At 56.7% G+C, this 14,607-nt stretch carries 21 protein-coding genes, 2 tRNA genes and 2 pseudogenes; 10 read left to right on the top strand and 15 right to left on the bottom strand.

The annotated features are described in order from the left end of the window. Positions 1-7: 7 nt before the first annotated feature. The 3 genes and pseudogenes from AC0L73_RS03160 (at position 8) to AC0L73_RS03170 (ending at position 668) form a co-directional block, all read left to right on the top strand. Positions 8-81: transfer RNA gene (locus tag AC0L73_RS03160), tRNA-Cys, on the top strand. A gap of 202 nt (positions 82-283) precedes the next feature. After that, a pseudogene (locus tag AC0L73_RS03165) lies at positions 284-474 on the top strand (YqaE/Pmp3 family membrane protein). 118 nt (positions 475-592) lie between these two features. Further along, positions 593-668: transfer RNA gene (locus tag AC0L73_RS03170), tRNA-Asn, on the top strand. Positions 669-670: 2 nt separating this feature from the next. On the opposite strand, the gene AC0L73_RS03175 is transcribed toward AC0L73_RS03170, so the two are convergent. Next, positions 671-1,585: a LysR family transcriptional regulator gene (locus tag AC0L73_RS03175; protein WP_473654838.1), complete on the bottom strand. Its 915-nt coding sequence runs from the start codon at positions 1,583-1,585 to the stop codon at positions 671-673. Between the two features lie 219 nt (positions 1,586-1,804). On the opposite strand from AC0L73_RS03175, the pseudogene AC0L73_RS03180 reads away from it, so the two are divergent. The 5 genes and pseudogenes from AC0L73_RS03180 to AC0L73_RS03200 all read left to right on the top strand — a co-directional run. Beyond that, a pseudogene (locus AC0L73_RS03180) lies at positions 1,805-2,014 on the top strand (aldehyde dehydrogenase family protein); the annotation flags it as partial. A gap of 127 nt (positions 2,015-2,141) precedes the next feature. Then, positions 2,142-3,143: an aldehyde dehydrogenase family protein gene (locus AC0L73_RS03185; RefSeq protein WP_473654839.1), complete on the top strand. Its 1,002-nt coding sequence runs from the start codon at positions 2,142-2,144 to the stop codon at positions 3,141-3,143. Positions 3,144-3,171: 28 nt separating this feature from the next. Next, positions 3,172-4,059, top strand: coding sequence for an NAD(P)-dependent oxidoreductase (locus AC0L73_RS03190; protein WP_473654840.1), 888 nt, complete (start codon positions 3,172-3,174; stop codon positions 4,057-4,059). Beyond that, positions 4,059-5,552, top strand: coding sequence for an FAD-dependent tricarballylate dehydrogenase TcuA (tcuA, locus tag AC0L73_RS03195; protein ID WP_473654841.1), 1,494 nt, complete (start codon positions 4,059-4,061; stop codon positions 5,550-5,552). The genes AC0L73_RS03190 and tcuA overlap by 1 nt, the downstream gene beginning before the upstream one ends. Before the next feature lie 59 nt (positions 5,553-5,611). After that, positions 5,612-5,902 (top strand): hypothetical protein, encoded by a 291-nt coding sequence (locus AC0L73_RS03200; protein WP_473654842.1) that lies wholly within the window; start codon positions 5,612-5,614, stop codon positions 5,900-5,902. Positions 5,903-5,962: 60 nt separating this feature from the next. Here the strand turns inward: AC0L73_RS03200 and AC0L73_RS03205 are convergent, their stop codons facing one another. The 4 genes from AC0L73_RS03205 to AC0L73_RS03220 are packed head-to-tail and all read right to left on the bottom strand — an operon-like array spanning position 5,963 to position 7,109. Further along, the gene (locus AC0L73_RS03205; RefSeq protein ID WP_227950387.1) at positions 5,963-6,148 is read right to left on the bottom strand and encodes a hypothetical protein; all 186 of its coding nucleotides are present in this window, start codon (positions 6,146-6,148) and stop codon (positions 5,963-5,965) included. Between the two features lie 3 nt (positions 6,149-6,151). Beyond that, positions 6,152-6,475 carry a hypothetical protein gene (locus tag AC0L73_RS03210; RefSeq protein WP_227950385.1) on the bottom strand — a complete coding sequence of 108 codons (324 nt, stop codon included), beginning with the start codon at positions 6,473-6,475 and terminating at the stop codon, positions 6,152-6,154. Next, positions 6,472-6,648, bottom strand: a complete 177-nt coding sequence (locus tag AC0L73_RS03215) for a hypothetical protein (protein WP_227950383.1) — start codon at positions 6,646-6,648, stop codon at positions 6,472-6,474. Before AC0L73_RS03215 ends, AC0L73_RS03210 begins: the two co-directional genes overlap by 4 nt. After that, positions 6,645-7,109, bottom strand: a complete 465-nt coding sequence (locus AC0L73_RS03220; RefSeq protein WP_227950381.1) for a hypothetical protein — start codon at positions 7,107-7,109, stop codon at positions 6,645-6,647. Before AC0L73_RS03220 ends, AC0L73_RS03215 begins: the two co-directional genes overlap by 4 nt. 61 nt (positions 7,110-7,170) lie before the next feature. On the opposite strand from AC0L73_RS03220, the gene AC0L73_RS03225 reads away from it, so the two are divergent. Beyond that, complete coding sequence (locus tag AC0L73_RS03225) at positions 7,171-8,325, top strand: hypothetical protein (protein ID WP_473654843.1); 1,155 nt, start codon at positions 7,171-7,173, stop codon at positions 8,323-8,325. On the opposite strand, the gene AC0L73_RS03230 is transcribed toward AC0L73_RS03225, so the two are convergent. From AC0L73_RS03230 to AC0L73_RS03245, 4 genes are all read right to left on the bottom strand, one after another. Next, complete coding sequence (locus AC0L73_RS03230) at positions 8,322-9,251, bottom strand: ketopantoate reductase family protein (RefSeq protein WP_473654844.1); 930 nt, start codon at positions 9,249-9,251, stop codon at positions 8,322-8,324. The two genes, AC0L73_RS03225 and AC0L73_RS03230, sit on opposite strands and share 4 nt — an antisense overlap. 10 nt (positions 9,252-9,261) lie before the next feature. Continuing rightward, complete coding sequence (locus tag AC0L73_RS03235; RefSeq protein WP_473654845.1) at positions 9,262-9,729, bottom strand: GFA family protein; 468 nt, start codon at positions 9,727-9,729, stop codon at positions 9,262-9,264. A 57-nt stretch (positions 9,730-9,786) separates the two neighbouring features. Next, positions 9,787-10,524: a hypothetical protein gene (locus AC0L73_RS03240; RefSeq protein WP_473654846.1), complete on the bottom strand. Its 738-nt coding sequence runs from the start codon at positions 10,522-10,524 to the stop codon at positions 9,787-9,789. A 198-nt stretch (positions 10,525-10,722) separates the two neighbouring features. Beyond that, positions 10,723-11,037: a hypothetical protein gene (locus AC0L73_RS03245; RefSeq protein WP_473654847.1), complete on the bottom strand. Its 315-nt coding sequence runs from the start codon at positions 11,035-11,037 to the stop codon at positions 10,723-10,725. A 314-nt stretch (positions 11,038-11,351) separates the two neighbouring features. Here AC0L73_RS03245 and AC0L73_RS03250 point away from each other — a divergent pair, with 314 nt between their 5' ends. Further along, the gene (locus AC0L73_RS03250) at positions 11,352-11,960 is read left to right on the top strand and encodes a LysE family translocator (protein ID WP_227950368.1); all 609 of its coding nucleotides are present in this window, start codon (positions 11,352-11,354) and stop codon (positions 11,958-11,960) included. Positions 11,961-11,994: 34 nt separating this feature from the next. On the opposite strand, the gene AC0L73_RS03255 is transcribed toward AC0L73_RS03250, so the two are convergent. The 6 genes from AC0L73_RS03255 to AC0L73_RS03280 are packed head-to-tail and all read right to left on the bottom strand — an operon-like array spanning position 11,995 to position 14,607. Beyond that, a complete protein-coding gene (locus AC0L73_RS03255) occupies positions 11,995-12,288 on the bottom strand; it encodes a hypothetical protein (protein WP_227950366.1) in 294 nt (97 codons plus the stop codon). 44 nt (positions 12,289-12,332) lie between these two features. Next, on the bottom strand, positions 12,333-12,995 hold the full coding sequence (locus AC0L73_RS03260) for a lipase family protein (RefSeq protein WP_227950364.1): 663 nt from the start codon (positions 12,993-12,995) through the stop codon (positions 12,333-12,335). After that, positions 12,992-13,195: a hypothetical protein gene (locus AC0L73_RS03265; protein ID WP_473654848.1), complete on the bottom strand. Its 204-nt coding sequence runs from the start codon at positions 13,193-13,195 to the stop codon at positions 12,992-12,994. The genes AC0L73_RS03260 and AC0L73_RS03265 overlap by 4 nt, the downstream gene beginning before the upstream one ends. An 18-nt stretch (positions 13,196-13,213) precedes the next feature. Beyond that, complete coding sequence (locus AC0L73_RS03270; protein ID WP_473654849.1) at positions 13,214-13,432, bottom strand: hypothetical protein; 219 nt, start codon at positions 13,430-13,432, stop codon at positions 13,214-13,216. Beyond that, complete coding sequence (locus tag AC0L73_RS03275) at positions 13,429-13,779, bottom strand: hypothetical protein (RefSeq protein ID WP_473654850.1); 351 nt, start codon at positions 13,777-13,779, stop codon at positions 13,429-13,431. The genes AC0L73_RS03270 and AC0L73_RS03275 overlap by 4 nt, the downstream gene beginning before the upstream one ends. A gap of 9 nt (positions 13,780-13,788) precedes the next feature. Then, entirely contained in the window at positions 13,789-14,607 is an 819-nt protein-coding gene (locus tag AC0L73_RS03280) for a hypothetical protein (protein ID WP_473654851.1), read from the bottom strand.

A 14,607-nucleotide genomic window follows, 5' to 3' on the forward strand; every position in this document is an offset into this window, starting at 1 on the left:
ATTTAGAGGCCTGGTGGCGGAGTGGTGACGCAGCGGATTGCAAATCCGTGTACACCGGTTCGATTCCGGTCCAGGCCTCCAATTTTTCCCGAATTTTACGCTGAATATCTCACAGATGCGCGGCTTTCCGCGTCCTGATTGTGGTGCCGCCAGATGCGCTGCACCGCCGCAAGCCGAAGGCCGCCAAGCCCGGAAAATTACTACTTTCCCCGCCGCCTTCATTTGCCAAGCAGCACGATGTTGGGTAAGCTGCGCTGCAGTATTATTATTCAAGGGAGTTGTCATGAGACTGATTATCGCGCTTATCTTGCCGTTTCTGGTTTTCTTCACCATTGGCAAGCCGTTTCAGGGGATTATCTGTCTGATCCTGCAAATCACATTGATCGGCTGGATTCCGCTGCGATCTGGGCTGTCTATGCGCTGAGCCAGTATAATACGGACAAGAAAATCTCCGCCGCGCACGGACAGGATTAACGCTGGCCTACTCTCAGACCGGATATAGGCAAATTTTTTGCCGATTTGGTAAATCAAGGCTTGGCAGGGGTAATCGCAATTGCTATAAGCCGCCAACCCGATATAATTCGGGCCCTGATCCCCGATAGCTCAGTTGGTAGAGCAGCTGACTGTTAATCAGCCTGTCGCAGGTTCGAGTCCTGCTCGGGGAGCCAATTCAAAAGCCTTCGGAAGAAATTCCGGAGGCTTTTTTTGTGTTGAGGCTGGCCGCCACCATCTCCAGCATAACCTCAGCGGCGGGAGTTAGCTGCCAGTTGCAGCGGGTGATAATTCCGACGGGACGCGGGATATTTGGTTTTGTAAGCGGGATCGCAACAAGGCCGTCCATCTGCACCGCAGTCAGGTAAGAGGAGAGAATAACGCCAAGCCCCGCCCCCGCCACGACCAGCGCCGCCGCCGTCTGCACGAGCGCCGGCTCCATAATCGGATTAAGCGTTATCCCGGTGCCCATAAGGGCGGCATCGATGCTCTGGCGAACACCCGTGTCCGCCGAGAGGACGACGATCTCTTCCCCGTCAATCTCCTGCCAGTGAAGGCTTTTCCTGCCTGCGAGCGGGTGGTCCTTCTTGGCAAGCAGCATAATCTCGTCATCATAGATTTTCTGAAATGAGAGATTCTCCATCTCCGGTGGCTCGGACCCGACACCGAAATCGGCAATGCCGGCGCGCACTGTATCGACAACCGTTCCCCATATCCCATCGACAACCTGCACCTTCACCTTCGGATATTGCCGGTGGTATGCCACTAGGATCGGTGGAAGCTGGTTCGCCGCGACTGAGGGGAAGGCCGCGACGGTCACCTTACCCGCCTGAAGATCGGAGAGGTCCTTCATATGTCGGACGGCAGACTCAAGGTCACTCACCGCATTTTCGGCAAGCGGCAGAAAGGTCTTGCCCATCTCGGTCAGGGCGACCTGCCGTGTGCTGCGCGTGATCAACTTGACGTTCAGCCTTTCTTCCAACTGCCGGATCAGCAGCGAGAGCGACGGCTGGGTGATATGAATTTCCTCTGCCGCGCGGGTGAAATGCAGATGCCGCGCCACCGCGACAAAGGCCTGAAAATGCCGATACATCCCACCTCCTATATTTATACAGAATTCATATCAATAAGCATGAAATTATTATTTATCATATTAATAGAAGCGATGTAGTCTTTTTGTTGCAAGCGATATGAGGGAACTATGACAATAATAAAAAAAACAATGCTGCTTGCCGGGAAAGAGATGCAGGGAGCGGGAGGAATACTCGCTGTAACGAACCCGGCGGACGGTTCCCTCATTACCGAGATCAGGATGGCATCGACCGAACAGGTTGACCTTGCCGTCACTCAGGCGATGGCGGCACTTTCAAAAAATAACTGGTTTGCCCGCCCGCCCCATGAACGGGCCAGCGTCCTGTTCAAGGCCGCCGAGTTAATGCTGGAACGCAAAGAGACACTCGCCGGGTTGCAGACATCCGAGAATGGCAAAACACTGAAAGAATCTCTAGGGCAGGTAAGCGCGGCGGCGGGGATTGTCCGTTATTTCGCCTCCGTCTGCGAAACGGTGGAGGCAGAGGCCCCGCCCCCCGCGGCCCGTATCTCTCCGTTACGACCCATGAACCCTTGGGCGTCGTCGCGGCGATTACGCCGTGGAATTCCCCCTCACTATGGCGGCGCAAAAAATTGCCCCGGCGCTGGCGGCCGGCAATGCCGTCATTCTGAAACCGTCGGAACTCACAACATTGGTTTCTATCGAGCTTGCCCGCGCCTTTATCGATGCAGGTCTGCCAGAGGGGCTTTTAAGCGTGCTCCCCGGTGATCACACGGTTGGCGAAGCGATTATCAATCACCCCGATCTCGCCATGGTCTCCTTCACCGGCGGCACCAATGCGGGCCGCGCGATTGCCGAAGCAGTAGCGGGCCGCTTTATCCCGACCATATTGGAGCTTGGTGGCAAATCGCCGACCGTTGTCTTCGCCGATGCCGATCTCGACAAGGCCGCTGCCGATGTTTCTTCGGCCATATTCGGCTCCGGCGGGCAGTCCTGCGTTGCCGGGTCCCGCCTCTTCGTCGAGCAAAGCATATATGATGAGTTTATGGACCGTCTCGTCGCGGTCTCGAAAAAACTGAAAGTCGGGCCGCCGCTCGATGAGGAGAGCAATATCGGCCCCATGGCGTCAGACACGCAGCGATCGCGGATCGAAAGATATGTGGAGATAGCAAAAAAAGACGGCGGACGAGTTGTCCTGGGCGGCACGCGCCCTGATGGACCAGAATATAGCGACGGTGCCTATTACCTGCCAACAATCATTGATGGGTTGGATCATAGTTCCCCCGTTTGTCAGGAGGAAATCTTCGGCAACGTCCTCGTCGTCCTGCCCTTCACGTCAGAAGAGAATCTCATTGAACAGGCGAACGATACAGTCTTCGGTCTCGCCTGCGGGATCTGGAGCCAGGATCTCACGAAAGCCTGGCGGGTGGCGGGCGAGATCAAGGCGGGAACCGTCTGGATCAATACCTACAAGCAGCTCAGCATCGCTTCGCCCTTCGGTGGCTATAAAGAAAGTGGTCTTGGGCGAGAGAAAGGCATTCAAGGCCTCCGCGCCTATCAGCAGACCAAGAGCATCTATCTTGGTGGCCTCGGAACTTAAGACAAACACCCGACGATAAGGAAACAAGATGACGGACAACAACGCACTCGGATTTGTCGGCCTTGGGGTCATGGGCGAGCCCATGTGCCGCAATATGACGAAAGCAGACCTCGGCACCATGACCGTGTTCGATATCTCCGAGGGGCCTGTCGCGCGGCTGGAAGCAGATGGCGCAACCCGAGCGCCATCCTTGGCGGAGCTTGCGAAATCTGCCGATATCATTTTCCTCTCCCTCCCCGGCGGAACGGAGGTGGAAAAAATCATTCTGGGGCCAGACGGCCTTCTTGAGAATGGGAGCAAAGGCCAGATCATCGTCGATATGAGCACCTGCCCTGTCGCCATCGCGCGAAAGGTGGCGGCCGCCCTCGAAGAAAAGGGTATGATTTTTGCCGATGCACCGGTCGCCCGCACCCGGCAGGCTGCCATTGACGGCACCTTGAGCATTATGGTCGGCAGCGATGAGGATACCTTCGAGACAATCCAACCCTATCTCGCCGCCGCCGCAACCGATATCACCCATTGCGGCGATGTGGGGACGGGTCAGGTGGTCAAGCTCCTGAACAATATGCTGCTGATCCAGTCCGTCGTCGCGCTCGGCGAGGCGCTGACCATCGGGGAGCGCGCAGGAGTGGACCGCGAACTGCTGGTCGAGACGCTCTCGAAAGGATCTGCGGACAGCTTCGCGCTCCGCAACCATGTAAAGAAGGCGATGCTGCCGCGCACCTTCCCGGTTGGCGCGTTTGGCACGGATTATGCCACCAAGGATATTACCTATGCGCTTGAACTGGCGGCAGATGCAGGCATCAAATCACCCGCCGGAGAGCTTGCGAAAGAAATGCTGGAAAAAACAAGCGCGGCCGGATACGGCGCGGAATATTTCCCGGTGCTGCTGAAAATGATTGAAGGGGAAAGATAATGGCGGACAGCCAATATGATGTCGTGGTTGTGGGCGCGGGAAACGCCGCCCTTTGCGCCGCGCTAAGCGCCGAAGAAAACGGTGCACGCGTGCTCGTCCTGGAATGCGCTCCAGAGGACGTGAGCGGCGGCAACTCGCGCTTTACCGCCGGCGCAATCCGCTTCGCCTATAACGGCCTTGAGGATTTACAGGCCGTGATGCCAGACCTCACGGAAAACGAGATCGCCACCACCGATTTCGGCACCTATACCGAAGATCAGTTCTTCGATGATATGTTCCGCGTGACGCAGCACCGCACCGACCCGGACCTTTGCGAAACCCTTGTACGGCAAAGCTTTTCCACCATCCGCTGGATGCGCGAGAAGGGCGTGCGCTTCGTGCCGATCTACGGGCGGCAGGCGTTCAAGGTGGACGGGAAGTTCAAATTCTGGGGCGGGCTTACCGTGGAGGCCTGGGGCGGTGGTCCTGGCCTGGTGGAGGCACTGATAAGCTCTGCCAAAAAACGCGGCATCGATGTTTGGTATGAGGCGCGCGCACTGGAACTGCTCACCGATGGCGCGGGCGTCACCGGCGTGAAAATACGCCGCAACGGCAAGATCGAGGAGGTTTCCGCAAAATCCGTTATCCTTGCCGCTGGTGGTTTTCAGGCGAATACCGAAATGCGCACGCGGTATCTCGGGCCGAACTGGGATCTCGCAAAAGTTCGCGGCACCCCCTATAACACCGGCGACGGCATTCGCATGGCGATGGACATCGGCGCCAGCAGCGCCGGCAACTGGTCCGGTTGTCATGCTGTCGGATGGGAACGGAACGCGCCGGAGTTTGGCGACCTCGCCGTCGGTGACGGATTCCAGAAACATTCTTACCCTTTTGGTATTATCGTGAATGCAAAGGGGGAGCGGTTCGTTGATGAGGGGGCGGATTTCCGCAACTACACTTACGCAAAATATGGCCGCGAAGTGCTGGCTCAGCCCGGTCATTTTGCCTGGCAGATTTTCGATCAGAAAACGCTCCATCTCCTGCGCGATGAATACCGCATTCGGGAGGTGACCAAAGTCACCGCCGACACAATTGAGGACCTTGCCCAAAAACTGGAAGGCGTTGACCCGGAAGGTTTTATTGCAACGGTGAAGGCCTATAACGACGCCGTCCAGACCGATATTCCCTTTAATCCAAATGTGAAAGATGGTCGCGCAACGAAAGGCCTCGCGCTGCCCAAAAGCAATTGGGCCAACCAGCTGACCGAGGGGCCATTCGAAGCCTATGCCATCACCTGCGGGATTACGTTCACCTTCGGCGGCCTCCGCATCGATACGGCGGCAAAGGTCCAGAGCACGGACTATCACCCCATTCCCGGCCTGTTCGCGGCAGGGGAACTTGTTGGCGGGATATTCTATAACAACTATCCCGGCGGCACCGGCCTGATGAACGGCGCCGTTTTCGGCAAGATCGCGGGCAAATCCGCAGCGGATTATGTGAGCGGGAAAGGGTAAGTTGACGGCGCCAAACGCCTGTGGTTGAGTGGCATAAACCATCGCATATGGAGAATGATATGAAAGCCTTCGCCGCCTTTTTCGGCCTCACCCTCCTCGCTGCCTGCACGATCAATGAGCCGCCGATAGATTATTCGAACCTGCGCGAGAGTGACAAAACAGCGAGCTGTCAGGATTTGAATGTTGAATATACGGCGAATACGGACCGTGCGACGGAGCTTGCGGGAAAGACGGCCACCTCCGGTCAGGCCAACGATCTGATCGACCGGAATATCTCGGTGAAGGAGCTGGCGGAGCGTAAAGGCTGCAACACCGTGCTCTGGCCGGAGCAGCCGGAAAAGGCGTTTTAGGCGGGAAAATCTGATGGAATAATAAAGGGAGGCCGGTGAGAGCCTCCCTTTTCGTTTGGATCAGCCGTTCTTTTCAAGCGCGGCGTCGATAACACGGCGGAGGTCGCTCGCCTCCTCCCCCACATGGTTGAGGATGGCGTCAATTTCAGCTTGGCTAAGCTCGCCCTTTTGAGCGCGGAGGGCGGTGTTCACGAGGAACGCGCCGCCCTCGATCAGGGCAATGATGGAGGCGGATGTGATTTCCATGGGCTAACTCCTCTCCTCGATTTCAGTCTCGGCGGCAAGCCGCGCTTCCAGCAAAATCACCGATTGCGCCGCAAGACGGTTCAAGGCCGACATATAGTCAGTGTCGCGGGTGCAGCTTTGCTCGACAATCACCGAAGCCCCGCGAATATCTCGGAGCGTCCTCGGGTCATCAATCGTGCCATCAAGGATAAAATTCTTCACGATCCCCATGGTGGTGGCGAGGCCGTCACAGGTGACGAGCAGCTGATCGCGCGCTGAGAGCTGGCCCAGCGGAGCGGCGCAGGCCGCCAGCCCCAGCAGGAGCGCTGCAATGATTATCCGTCTCATTTGGTGGCCTCCGTTTTGATGGCGGCGCGGATGGTCATCGCAGTCAGCGCCGCGAAAATCGCCTCGATCATATCCTGCGTCGGAATTTCATCGAGCAGATAACTGCCCACCGCCGCGATAATGGCGAGGGCCGCCGTGACATAGGTTTTCTTACCCTGCAAATAGGTCTTCATGAGGTTATTCCTTCTGTTAAGGGATGGGCGCTTTCCAGGTATTTTTCCACCGTGCCACGCCCGAGCGCGGTGTTGTAATGGCACTTCCAATAGGCCGCCTGCCCCTCCAGATTATCGGGGATCGCGCCGGGTTTGCGCCAGTAATGGATGCGGCAGATCGCGGTCGCGAATTTGAGGTTCCAGACAAGCTGGGTAACTTTCGGCACCCCTTCCCCCGCCATGAGAAGCCGGAGCCGCCGAAGCAGCGCGGGGCGGCGCCCGAGATAGTGAAGGATATCGTCATAGGTCGCGGGTTCGCATTGATAGAAGCCGAGTGCGGGCCCGCGTATTTGCCGGAGATGCCTGAAGCCGCTCTCTACCAATCCGGTACCGAGGATGAGATTTTCGGCATTCACACCGCCCATATGAAGTGCGTTCAATGTCGGACGGACAATAAGCTCGCGTAAGTCCTGAATAATCATTACCTTGCTCCTTAGGGGCCGCAAACTGGCCTTGGGTATCAGAAAACCGATAAGGGTCCCGATGCGCACACCAACCCACCCAAAAGGCCCGTTCGCCCGCTTTATCCACGGCACGACGACGCCGCTCGCCTCCATCTTCGGAAGCGGGTTTTTGGTGATCATTTCACTTCTGGCGGATACGACAGGGCCCTTTTCCCTGTTCGCGATGGCGGCGATCTGCGCGATCGCCTATGCGGTTGGCATGGTCATTCGCCACAATATCGCCAAGGCGGAACCGGCGTTGAAATCCGGGCGCGGCCCCCGGCTTCTCACCCTGTTCGAGCGGGTGTCCGATATCGCCCTGATCCCGGCCTATATCATCTCGGTGACGCTTTATCTGCGGATACTCGCGTCCTACGGCCTTGGCTTTTTCGGGGTCAATACAGAGTATAACGAACGGATGATGACCACCGCGATCATCGCCTTTATCCTGTTTATCGGGTTCGCCAAGGGCCTCAAGATGCTGGAGGGGCTGGAGCGCTGGTCACTGATTACGACCATTGCCATAATCTTCTTGGTGATCGGCAGCTTCGCTTGGTATGACGCAGGCGTTGTCTCCGCCGGGTCGGTCACCCTGCCGCCCCTTCCCGATCATTCGGCCTGGGAGATTGTGACGGTCCTCGCGGGCACCCTGATCGTCGTTCAGGGGTTCGAGACAACCCGCTATCTCGGCGATGAGTTCAGCGCCGAAATCCGCATTAAGGCCAGCCGGAATTCGCAACTTATCTCCACCGCGGTTTATATTCTGTTTGTCGCGGTCTCTCTGCCGCTAATGCATATTCTGGGCGGTGATGTCTCCGGCAATGCGCTGATCGAGCTCGCTCAGGAGGCCGCCTTCTGGCTTGCCCCGCCACTCGTACTCGCGGCCGTGTTCAGCCAGTTCAGCGCCGCCACCGCCGACGCCATCAGTGCGTCGGGCAATCTGCTGGAAATGACTGGGCACCGGCTCCCGGTCCGGCTTACCTATGTAATTATCTGCGGCTTCGCCATTCTGCTCACCTGGACGGCAGATACCTTCCAGATCCTCGCCCTCGCCTCGCGCGCCTTCGCCTTCTATTACTTCCTGCAATGCCTTGTCGGGCTGGAGGTTGCGGAAAAGGCAGGCCACAGGGTCGCGCTCGCCCTACTCGCGGCGGTACTCCTCTTCGTGACGTTCTTTGCGGTGCCTGTGGGTTAGGTTGTCGGTCTTCCGTCCTTATGGGCGAGCAGAAGCGCATAGGCCATATCATGGATCGGGCTTTCAAGACCGAGTTTTTTGCTCTCGCGGCAGACCCAGCCAACAATGCTTTCCAGCTCCAGCGGCTTGCCCCGCTCCAGATCCTCCAGCATCGACGCCTTGGTTTTCGGGTTGGCGGTGGTCTTGACGAAATGCACCTGCTTCTCGGCGATTGTATCAGGCACATCGGCGCCTTTGGCCCGGCCAAGCGCGCAAATTTCCTTCATCGCGCGCAGGAAAAGATCCTGCATTTCCTCCGTCCCGATCCAGCCGCCAACCGGCAACCGGGTCAGGCATCCAATCAGATGAAAGGGCGCCAGAACGACATATTTCGTCCAGATTTCCTTCATCGGCTCTTTGAGAGCAATGGCATCGGTTCCGTGTTTTTGAAGTGCCGCGGCCAGTTCATCATGGATCGCCATGTCACGCGGATGGAGGGGACCGAAAACTGTCCGCGTCAGGCTGCCCGTTCGCAACACCTGCCCCGGTGCCTCAACCACCGCCGGAATATACGTAATGCCCGGCGAGAGCTGACCCTCATCATATTTAGCGGCCAGCCGCTCAATCCCGTAAAGGCCGTTTTGCAGGCTGATAATGTCGGTTTTGGGGCCGATCATGGGGCGCATATCCTCCGCCGCCTGATCTGTTGACTGCCCCTTTACCGTGAACAGTACCACATCGCAAACACCAAGCTCCGCCGGACTGTCAGAGACGGCCGCGAATTTCACAGTGAGAACGCCTTTTTCCGACGTGAGGGTAAGCCCGTCGCTCTCAAGCACCTCGCGGTTCTTTCCGCGCGCCAGCACCACAACCTCATATCCCGCCTCAACCAGCTGGGCCGCAAAATATCCGCCAATGGCACCTGCGCCGACAATTCCGATTTTCACTGTTTTTTCCTTATTTTTTAATTGCGTGACGCCGGGCGAGCCTGTCCGCCGGCCAGACTTCCTTCATATCATAATAGACCCGGAACGCCGGTACATCTTCCGGCAGGGTGACCCAGGGAAGTTTGGAGCGTGTAAAAATATGAACATCCGGCGGAAGCTTCGCAGGATCATCCAGCGTACCGACGCGCAAAAATCGCATCCCGGAACGCCGTCCATAGTCACTCCAGAGGGCTGTCTGGCAGCGCGCGCAATGATATATGTCATGCGGGCCCCCGCTGTTGGTGGGCACGGAAATAGCAACAAGCTCGCCGCTGAAATGATCAATCCGGTCCGTCTCAACCAAGGCATTGATGACAAAAGCGCTGCCCGAATGGGTCTGGCATTCGCGACAATGGCAGCAATGCACAAATAACGGCGGTATCTGCAGCTTGTAGCGAACATCGCCGCAAGCACATCCCCCCTCAATAATCTCGCTCATGATCATTTTCCTCTGCGTTACAGGAACGTTAGAAAAATTATCCGCCCTCGGCAAGCCTCAATAAGGAGCGCCGTAATTAATTGGCCGAATGCCGATAGTTTCCCGAAAGAGGATCGAAAGGAATGAGATAAATACAGCCATGATAAAGGGCATGATCAGGAAGCTGGACAACACAAAGAATACAATTCCCGCCAGATCCGGCTTGTTCATCAGGATCAGCAGCAGCATCGGCATATATATCAGGACATAAAGCCCGATCACCGCCACCAGTCCCAGCAGTAACGTGCCGAGGAGCGGCAGGAACATATCGATTATCGTTCTGGCAAATTCTTTGAGCGCCAACGGCTGATCGAGAGCGATGGCCGGAAAGACGAACATCAGCGGCATAAAGCAAAGACAGAGCAGCGCCACAAACAGCACGATCGACGCGCTGGAGGCATCCCCCCCGCTCACCACATAGAGGCGCGCCAGCAGGTAAGTAATGACCACATAGATCAGCATCGATCCGGCGAACTTGATCTCCCGAAGGCCGAAATGCAACCCGAAGGACGGATTGCGTCGTTCAAACTTGAATACTGTAAAGCGATGCCAATAGACGGCAAAGATGGCGTAGAAAATTTCATTCACGACAAGGCGGAAATATTCCGCAGCCGCCAGAATATTGGTTTCCAACCAGGCAATCAGCCCCGTCATCATCACCACCGGCACCGCCCGGAACAGGCAGGACCAGCGATGCCCGATCACGAAGCGGAAAGCTTCAAGAAGACAAGCCGTCGGCTTAACTGTATGCGTCATTTCCATGGCAGGCAGACTAGCGCGGAGACCCTAAGTAAAGCTTAAATTTCGCGTATTTCGTTGAAAAAGCCGGCAATTATTCAAGCCCATCGCCTAACCGCCTCACTCGGTCGAGGCTAGTTTCTGCGAAACCGCATCTTTCTTCGGCGGCCAAGAAAAGCGATGCCCGCAAGGGCGGCCATAAAAAGGATGAATGCTTCACACTGGCAAGCCGCTAGTGGAAACTCCGCTTTCCTCCGTGCCACTCACGCTTACAGATTTGATGCCATCGTTCGCCACTTTCGATTGCTGGGGCGGCAGGAGCCAAGCTGTTGAGGCCGCTTTCACAAATGTGGCGCCGGCCACTCCGTCCTCACATGATTGCACCTGTCCGGACAACACCTTGCCGCAGTCCACCGACGTGGTGGCCGCGCTCGCTTGCTCATTAGCACCAAGAAGTGATGATGTTGCCAAAACAACGATAAGACCCAGCGCAATAACGCTGAGCTTTATATTCAAATATTTGAATGTCATGGGCGGTCTCCATTCAAAATGAATTTTGTCCAATCAACTGACCGTCGGAAAAGCGACTGTTGAAAATACAACAAACTACAAATTTTTCGATGATTAATAGGCAAATTCTACCAATTTTTTGACTAAAATCCAGAAAATTCTCAAATATAGTTAATTATTCCAACATAAAACCAAAATTTCCCTCGTTATCCCCTTTTCCTTCCCTGATTACGGAATCGGTTGGGGACTATTTAACCCCGAAGCCATACTGAAACCCTGTGACAGCTTTATGAAAATGCGATTGTCCGCACCCTGATTTATGGTATTTTATGCAAATGGATTCGCTTTTAGCTCTCGTCCTGATCACCTTCGGCCTCGTCGCCATACCAGGACCGAATGTCGCGCTGACGGTCGCAAACTCCTTGCGGTATGGGGCATTATATGGCCTTTGCACGGTAGTCGGGACAACGGCTGGCGTCGGCATACAGTTATTGCTTGTCGTGTTTGGAATCGGCACTCTGCTGCAAATTGCCGCCGATATCCTGTTTTGGCTGAAATGGGTGGGTGTCGCCTATCTCCTCTGGCTTGGCATCAAAAGCTGGGTGACCCCGGTGGAGGATCTCTCCGCCGTTCGCGCCGTCCCGGCCCCAGTCTGGACGCTCTTCTGGCGCGGACTGTTGGTGGCGATACTGAACCCCAAAACCCTGGTCTTCAACGCGGCGCTGCTGCCGCAGTTTGTCGCACCGGAGGGAAACTATATAGCGCAACTCTCACTGGTCGCTTTCGTCTTTTTGTCGGTTGTCACCCTCGGTGATGCGCTCTGGGCGTTATTCGCGGGCGCGCTTCGGCCCTTGATGCTCCGCTATCAGAATATCCGCAACCGGATCACAGGCGGCTTCCTGTTTGCCGCCGGGATCGGCCTTGCACTCGCGGACCGGAAATAGCGCCCATGCGCTTCAGTTCTTAAATAGATGCGCTTCAATCGTCCGCCGCAACCTCGTCATCCAGAAAGCCACGCACGCGCCGCCGGTCATCAGAAAAATCAAGCTCCCGTCCACTGATCATTTCCTCTGCGTGGTCAGCAATACCCCCCTCTTCCTGCAGGCCGATACGCTGCTGTGAACTTTCCGTATCCCGCCAGATACAGCCCTGCAAAATCTCATGGTCAGGGAAGTTGTCGTTCGCTTCCTCTTCCTCGCCGGAATAATGAAGATAAGGGTCTTCGGCGTTCCGCTCGATCAGCAACTCTTCCTCTGTCTCCATTTGATCCATTTTATACTCCCTGCTCATTGAAATCATTCTTCGCTCCCTTCCTGTTATTGCTGGTTGAACACATATTTTCCGTGGCGCCGCATCCGGATGCCGGTGAGATAGGCATTGATCGAATGGCCGAGCCCCGGCAGGCGGACGGTCCGACCGACATGCCAGTATGACTCTCGCGTCAGTGGATCACTCCCTTGCACGTCACCGGAAAGCGGCAACCGGGCCAGCACATCGCAACGATTGACGAAGCGCGTCACCCGAATATCTCGCGAAAAGCCATCGGCGAAGGCGCGATTCCCGAGACGCGGGCAGGCAAAGGCATAAACCCGGTCAGCCTCCAGCAGCATCGCCGCCAGCGTCGCCAGTGCCGCACCCATCGAATGGCCAGTGAGAATGATCTCCCTATCACCCTTCAGTTCACGCCGGATCGCCGCGAGCAACTGCCAAAGCGCCTGATAATATCCTTCATGGACCAGACCGGCGCCCGCCCAGGGGATCATGTCGGTGGAAAGGTTACTGCGATAGCTTCGTTTCTCCCTCCCGAACAGAGCCGTCCCGCGAAAACCGACAATGGTGATCCCTCTCTTGCGGCCGATCCACGCAAAATGATCCCGTCCTGCGATCGGATGGAATGTATAGCCGAGCCGTGCGGCCCACTCCGGCCCTTTCGGGTCATAGGCAATCTTCGCGCATATGGCGGCTTCAAACGGGCTCATCTGTCGTCCGCATTTCGGTTATGACCGACATTGCCGGCGATCAGGTTGAGGATCTGAAACAACCGGTCGAGAGGTTCCGCGCGCCAGCGCGTCGGAGTCATTACGGTAACGACAGTCGTTAGAGTAACCAGAGAGGCCAATCCCAAAAATGCTAGCCAGAGGATCTGCAGCACGTCGCCGATTGTGACGAAAGCTCCCAATTCGCTCTCCTTCATGATTTACAGATTAAACGGCCGGAAGGCCTGCCCGATCCAGGCGGCAAAGGTGGTTAACGCCGCGATGGCCGTCCCTGTGATGCCGATAACTTTTAGCGCGCCGCGCCCCATGCTGACCTGAAGCGTCAGGCTTTTGACGTCGTCGCGTAGTTCCACCATATCGAGATGGAGATTTTCGATGCGGACGCGCATGGCGCCCATTTCCTGTTCAAGGTTATTCATGGCGATGCTCTCTCGGCTGTCTTTGGAGGTAGATCGAACGCTGCCGGTTGTCGCGCCGCAGTGGGGCGCAGACCCAGCGAATTCCAGTATTCTCCCGCTGCAATCAGGCAGGCGCGACCGCTCGCGTCGGTTTCCGAGAGGGTCCAGCGGTCCCGCGATTTCGTGGTGAAAACCTCGATCAATGCGCCGCGATTATTGAGCCCTTGCGCGATCAGAACTTCGCCGTAATTCTCCGCGAGATGCACGGCGAGTTCACTGCGCGACAGACAGGTTGGCGCGGCCCCAGCGACCATATTGGTCATAAAAAAAGCGGCCCCAAGGACTTCGGAAATTATCAGCTTTTTCATAGTTCCTCCCTATTCGATGGCCTGAATGCTGAACCAGGTGGCGACATGACTTTCGATGTCCCGGCTGGCGCCGCTGTCCTGCCAGGCGACCATCTCGAAATAGTCCCCCGGCGTCACGGCCAGCACCGGCGAGACGAAGCTCTGCATGGTGCGGTCCGTCTGCGCCTCGATATGCTCGAACGGACGGCCATCGAAGCTATTCGACCCGTTCTTCTCTAATAAGATTTCGCGCGTGCCGGTCCCATTATTGTCCCACCGGACCTGCCCGCTCACGATCACCTTGGAGACCCCACTCGGCACGGTCAGGCGGCTGTTGTTGGTGGAGTTGTCGTGATAGCTGTCGGTATCGTAGCTTTCGCTCGCCCAGTTGAGCGTGATGTTGGTGTTATTGGCAATGCTCTGGTTGGCACTCATCTTGACCAGCGTCCCCGCGTGGGTTCCACCGCCCCCACCGCCCGAGGTGCTGTCCGTCAGGCCGATGACATCCGTCCCGTCGCAATAGAAGAGCCGGGTTTCCCCGTCCAGCACCTGCCCCGCCGAACCGGAGGCGGTCTTGACCGTTGCCGTCTCCCCGCTTCCGTTGGTGACCATGAAAGGGCGCTTGATCTCCGGTACGATAAAATTAAATCCCGTTGCCGGGGTACCCCCGATAACATGATGCCAGGTCTCGCGAAACTCGGCGTCGGTTAGCGTCACGTCGCCGGCTGTCGGATCATGGCTGGCAATTTCATCGCAGAGTGCGGATTCCAACTTTGCGTCCGCGTCGTTGGAGGTGACATAGGCGAGCGCCTGGCTCTCTGCGATCTGCGGTAAATCAAGTTCTGACAT

This window comes from Sneathiella sp. D3-11 (genome assembly GCF_055809395.1).

Bases quoted from the DNA above. Each gene is read 5' to 3' on its own strand.
- AC0L73_RS03240 (WP_473654846.1), bottom strand. From the start codon at position 10,524: ATGACGCATACAGTTAAGCCGACGGCTTGTCTTCTTGAAGCTTTCCGC.
- AC0L73_RS03235 (WP_473654845.1), bottom strand. From the start codon at position 9,729: ATGAGCGAGATTATTGAGGGGGGATGTGCTTGCGGCGATGTTCGCTAC.
- AC0L73_RS03255 (WP_227950366.1), bottom strand. From the start codon at position 12,288: ATGGATCAAATGGAGACAGAGGAAGAGTTGCTGATCGAGCGGAACGCC.
- AC0L73_RS03190 (WP_473654840.1), top strand. From the start codon at position 3,172: ATGACGGACAACAACGCACTCGGATTTGTCGGCCTTGGGGTCATGGGC.
- AC0L73_RS03260 (WP_227950364.1), bottom strand. From the start codon at position 12,995: ATGAGCCCGTTTGAAGCCGCCATATGCGCGAAGATTGCCTATGACCCG.
- AC0L73_RS03205 (WP_227950387.1), bottom strand. From the start codon at position 6,148: ATGGAAATCACATCCGCCTCCATCATTGCCCTGATCGAGGGCGGCGCG.
- AC0L73_RS03175 (WP_473654838.1), bottom strand. From the start codon at position 1,585: ATGTATCGGCATTTTCAGGCCTTTGTCGCGGTGGCGCGGCATCTGCAT.
- AC0L73_RS03215 (WP_227950383.1), bottom strand. From the start codon at position 6,648: ATGAAGACCTATTTGCAGGGTAAGAAAACCTATGTCACGGCGGCCCTC.
- AC0L73_RS03250 (WP_227950368.1), top strand. From the start codon at position 11,352: ATGGATTCGCTTTTAGCTCTCGTCCTGATCACCTTCGGCCTCGTCGCC.
- tcuA (WP_473654841.1), top strand. From the start codon at position 4,059: ATGGCGGACAGCCAATATGATGTCGTGGTTGTGGGCGCGGGAAACGCC.
- AC0L73_RS03270 (WP_473654849.1), bottom strand. From the start codon at position 13,432: ATGAATAACCTTGAACAGGAAATGGGCGCCATGCGCGTCCGCATCGAA.
- AC0L73_RS03225 (WP_473654843.1), top strand. From the start codon at position 7,171: ATGCGCACACCAACCCACCCAAAAGGCCCGTTCGCCCGCTTTATCCAC.
- AC0L73_RS03220 (WP_227950381.1), bottom strand. From the start codon at position 7,109: ATGATTATTCAGGACTTACGCGAGCTTATTGTCCGTCCGACATTGAAC.
- AC0L73_RS03275 (WP_473654850.1), bottom strand. From the start codon at position 13,779: ATGAAAAAGCTGATAATTTCCGAAGTCCTTGGGGCCGCTTTTTTTATG.
- AC0L73_RS03245 (WP_473654847.1), bottom strand. From the start codon at position 11,037: ATGACATTCAAATATTTGAATATAAAGCTCAGCGTTATTGCGCTGGGT.
- AC0L73_RS03280 (WP_473654851.1), bottom strand. From the start codon at position 14,607: ATGTCAGAACTTGATTTACCGCAGATCGCAGAGAGCCAGGCGCTCGCC.
- AC0L73_RS03200 (WP_473654842.1), top strand. From the start codon at position 5,612: ATGAAAGCCTTCGCCGCCTTTTTCGGCCTCACCCTCCTCGCTGCCTGC.
- AC0L73_RS03210 (WP_227950385.1), bottom strand. From the start codon at position 6,475: ATGAGACGGATAATCATTGCAGCGCTCCTGCTGGGGCTGGCGGCCTGC.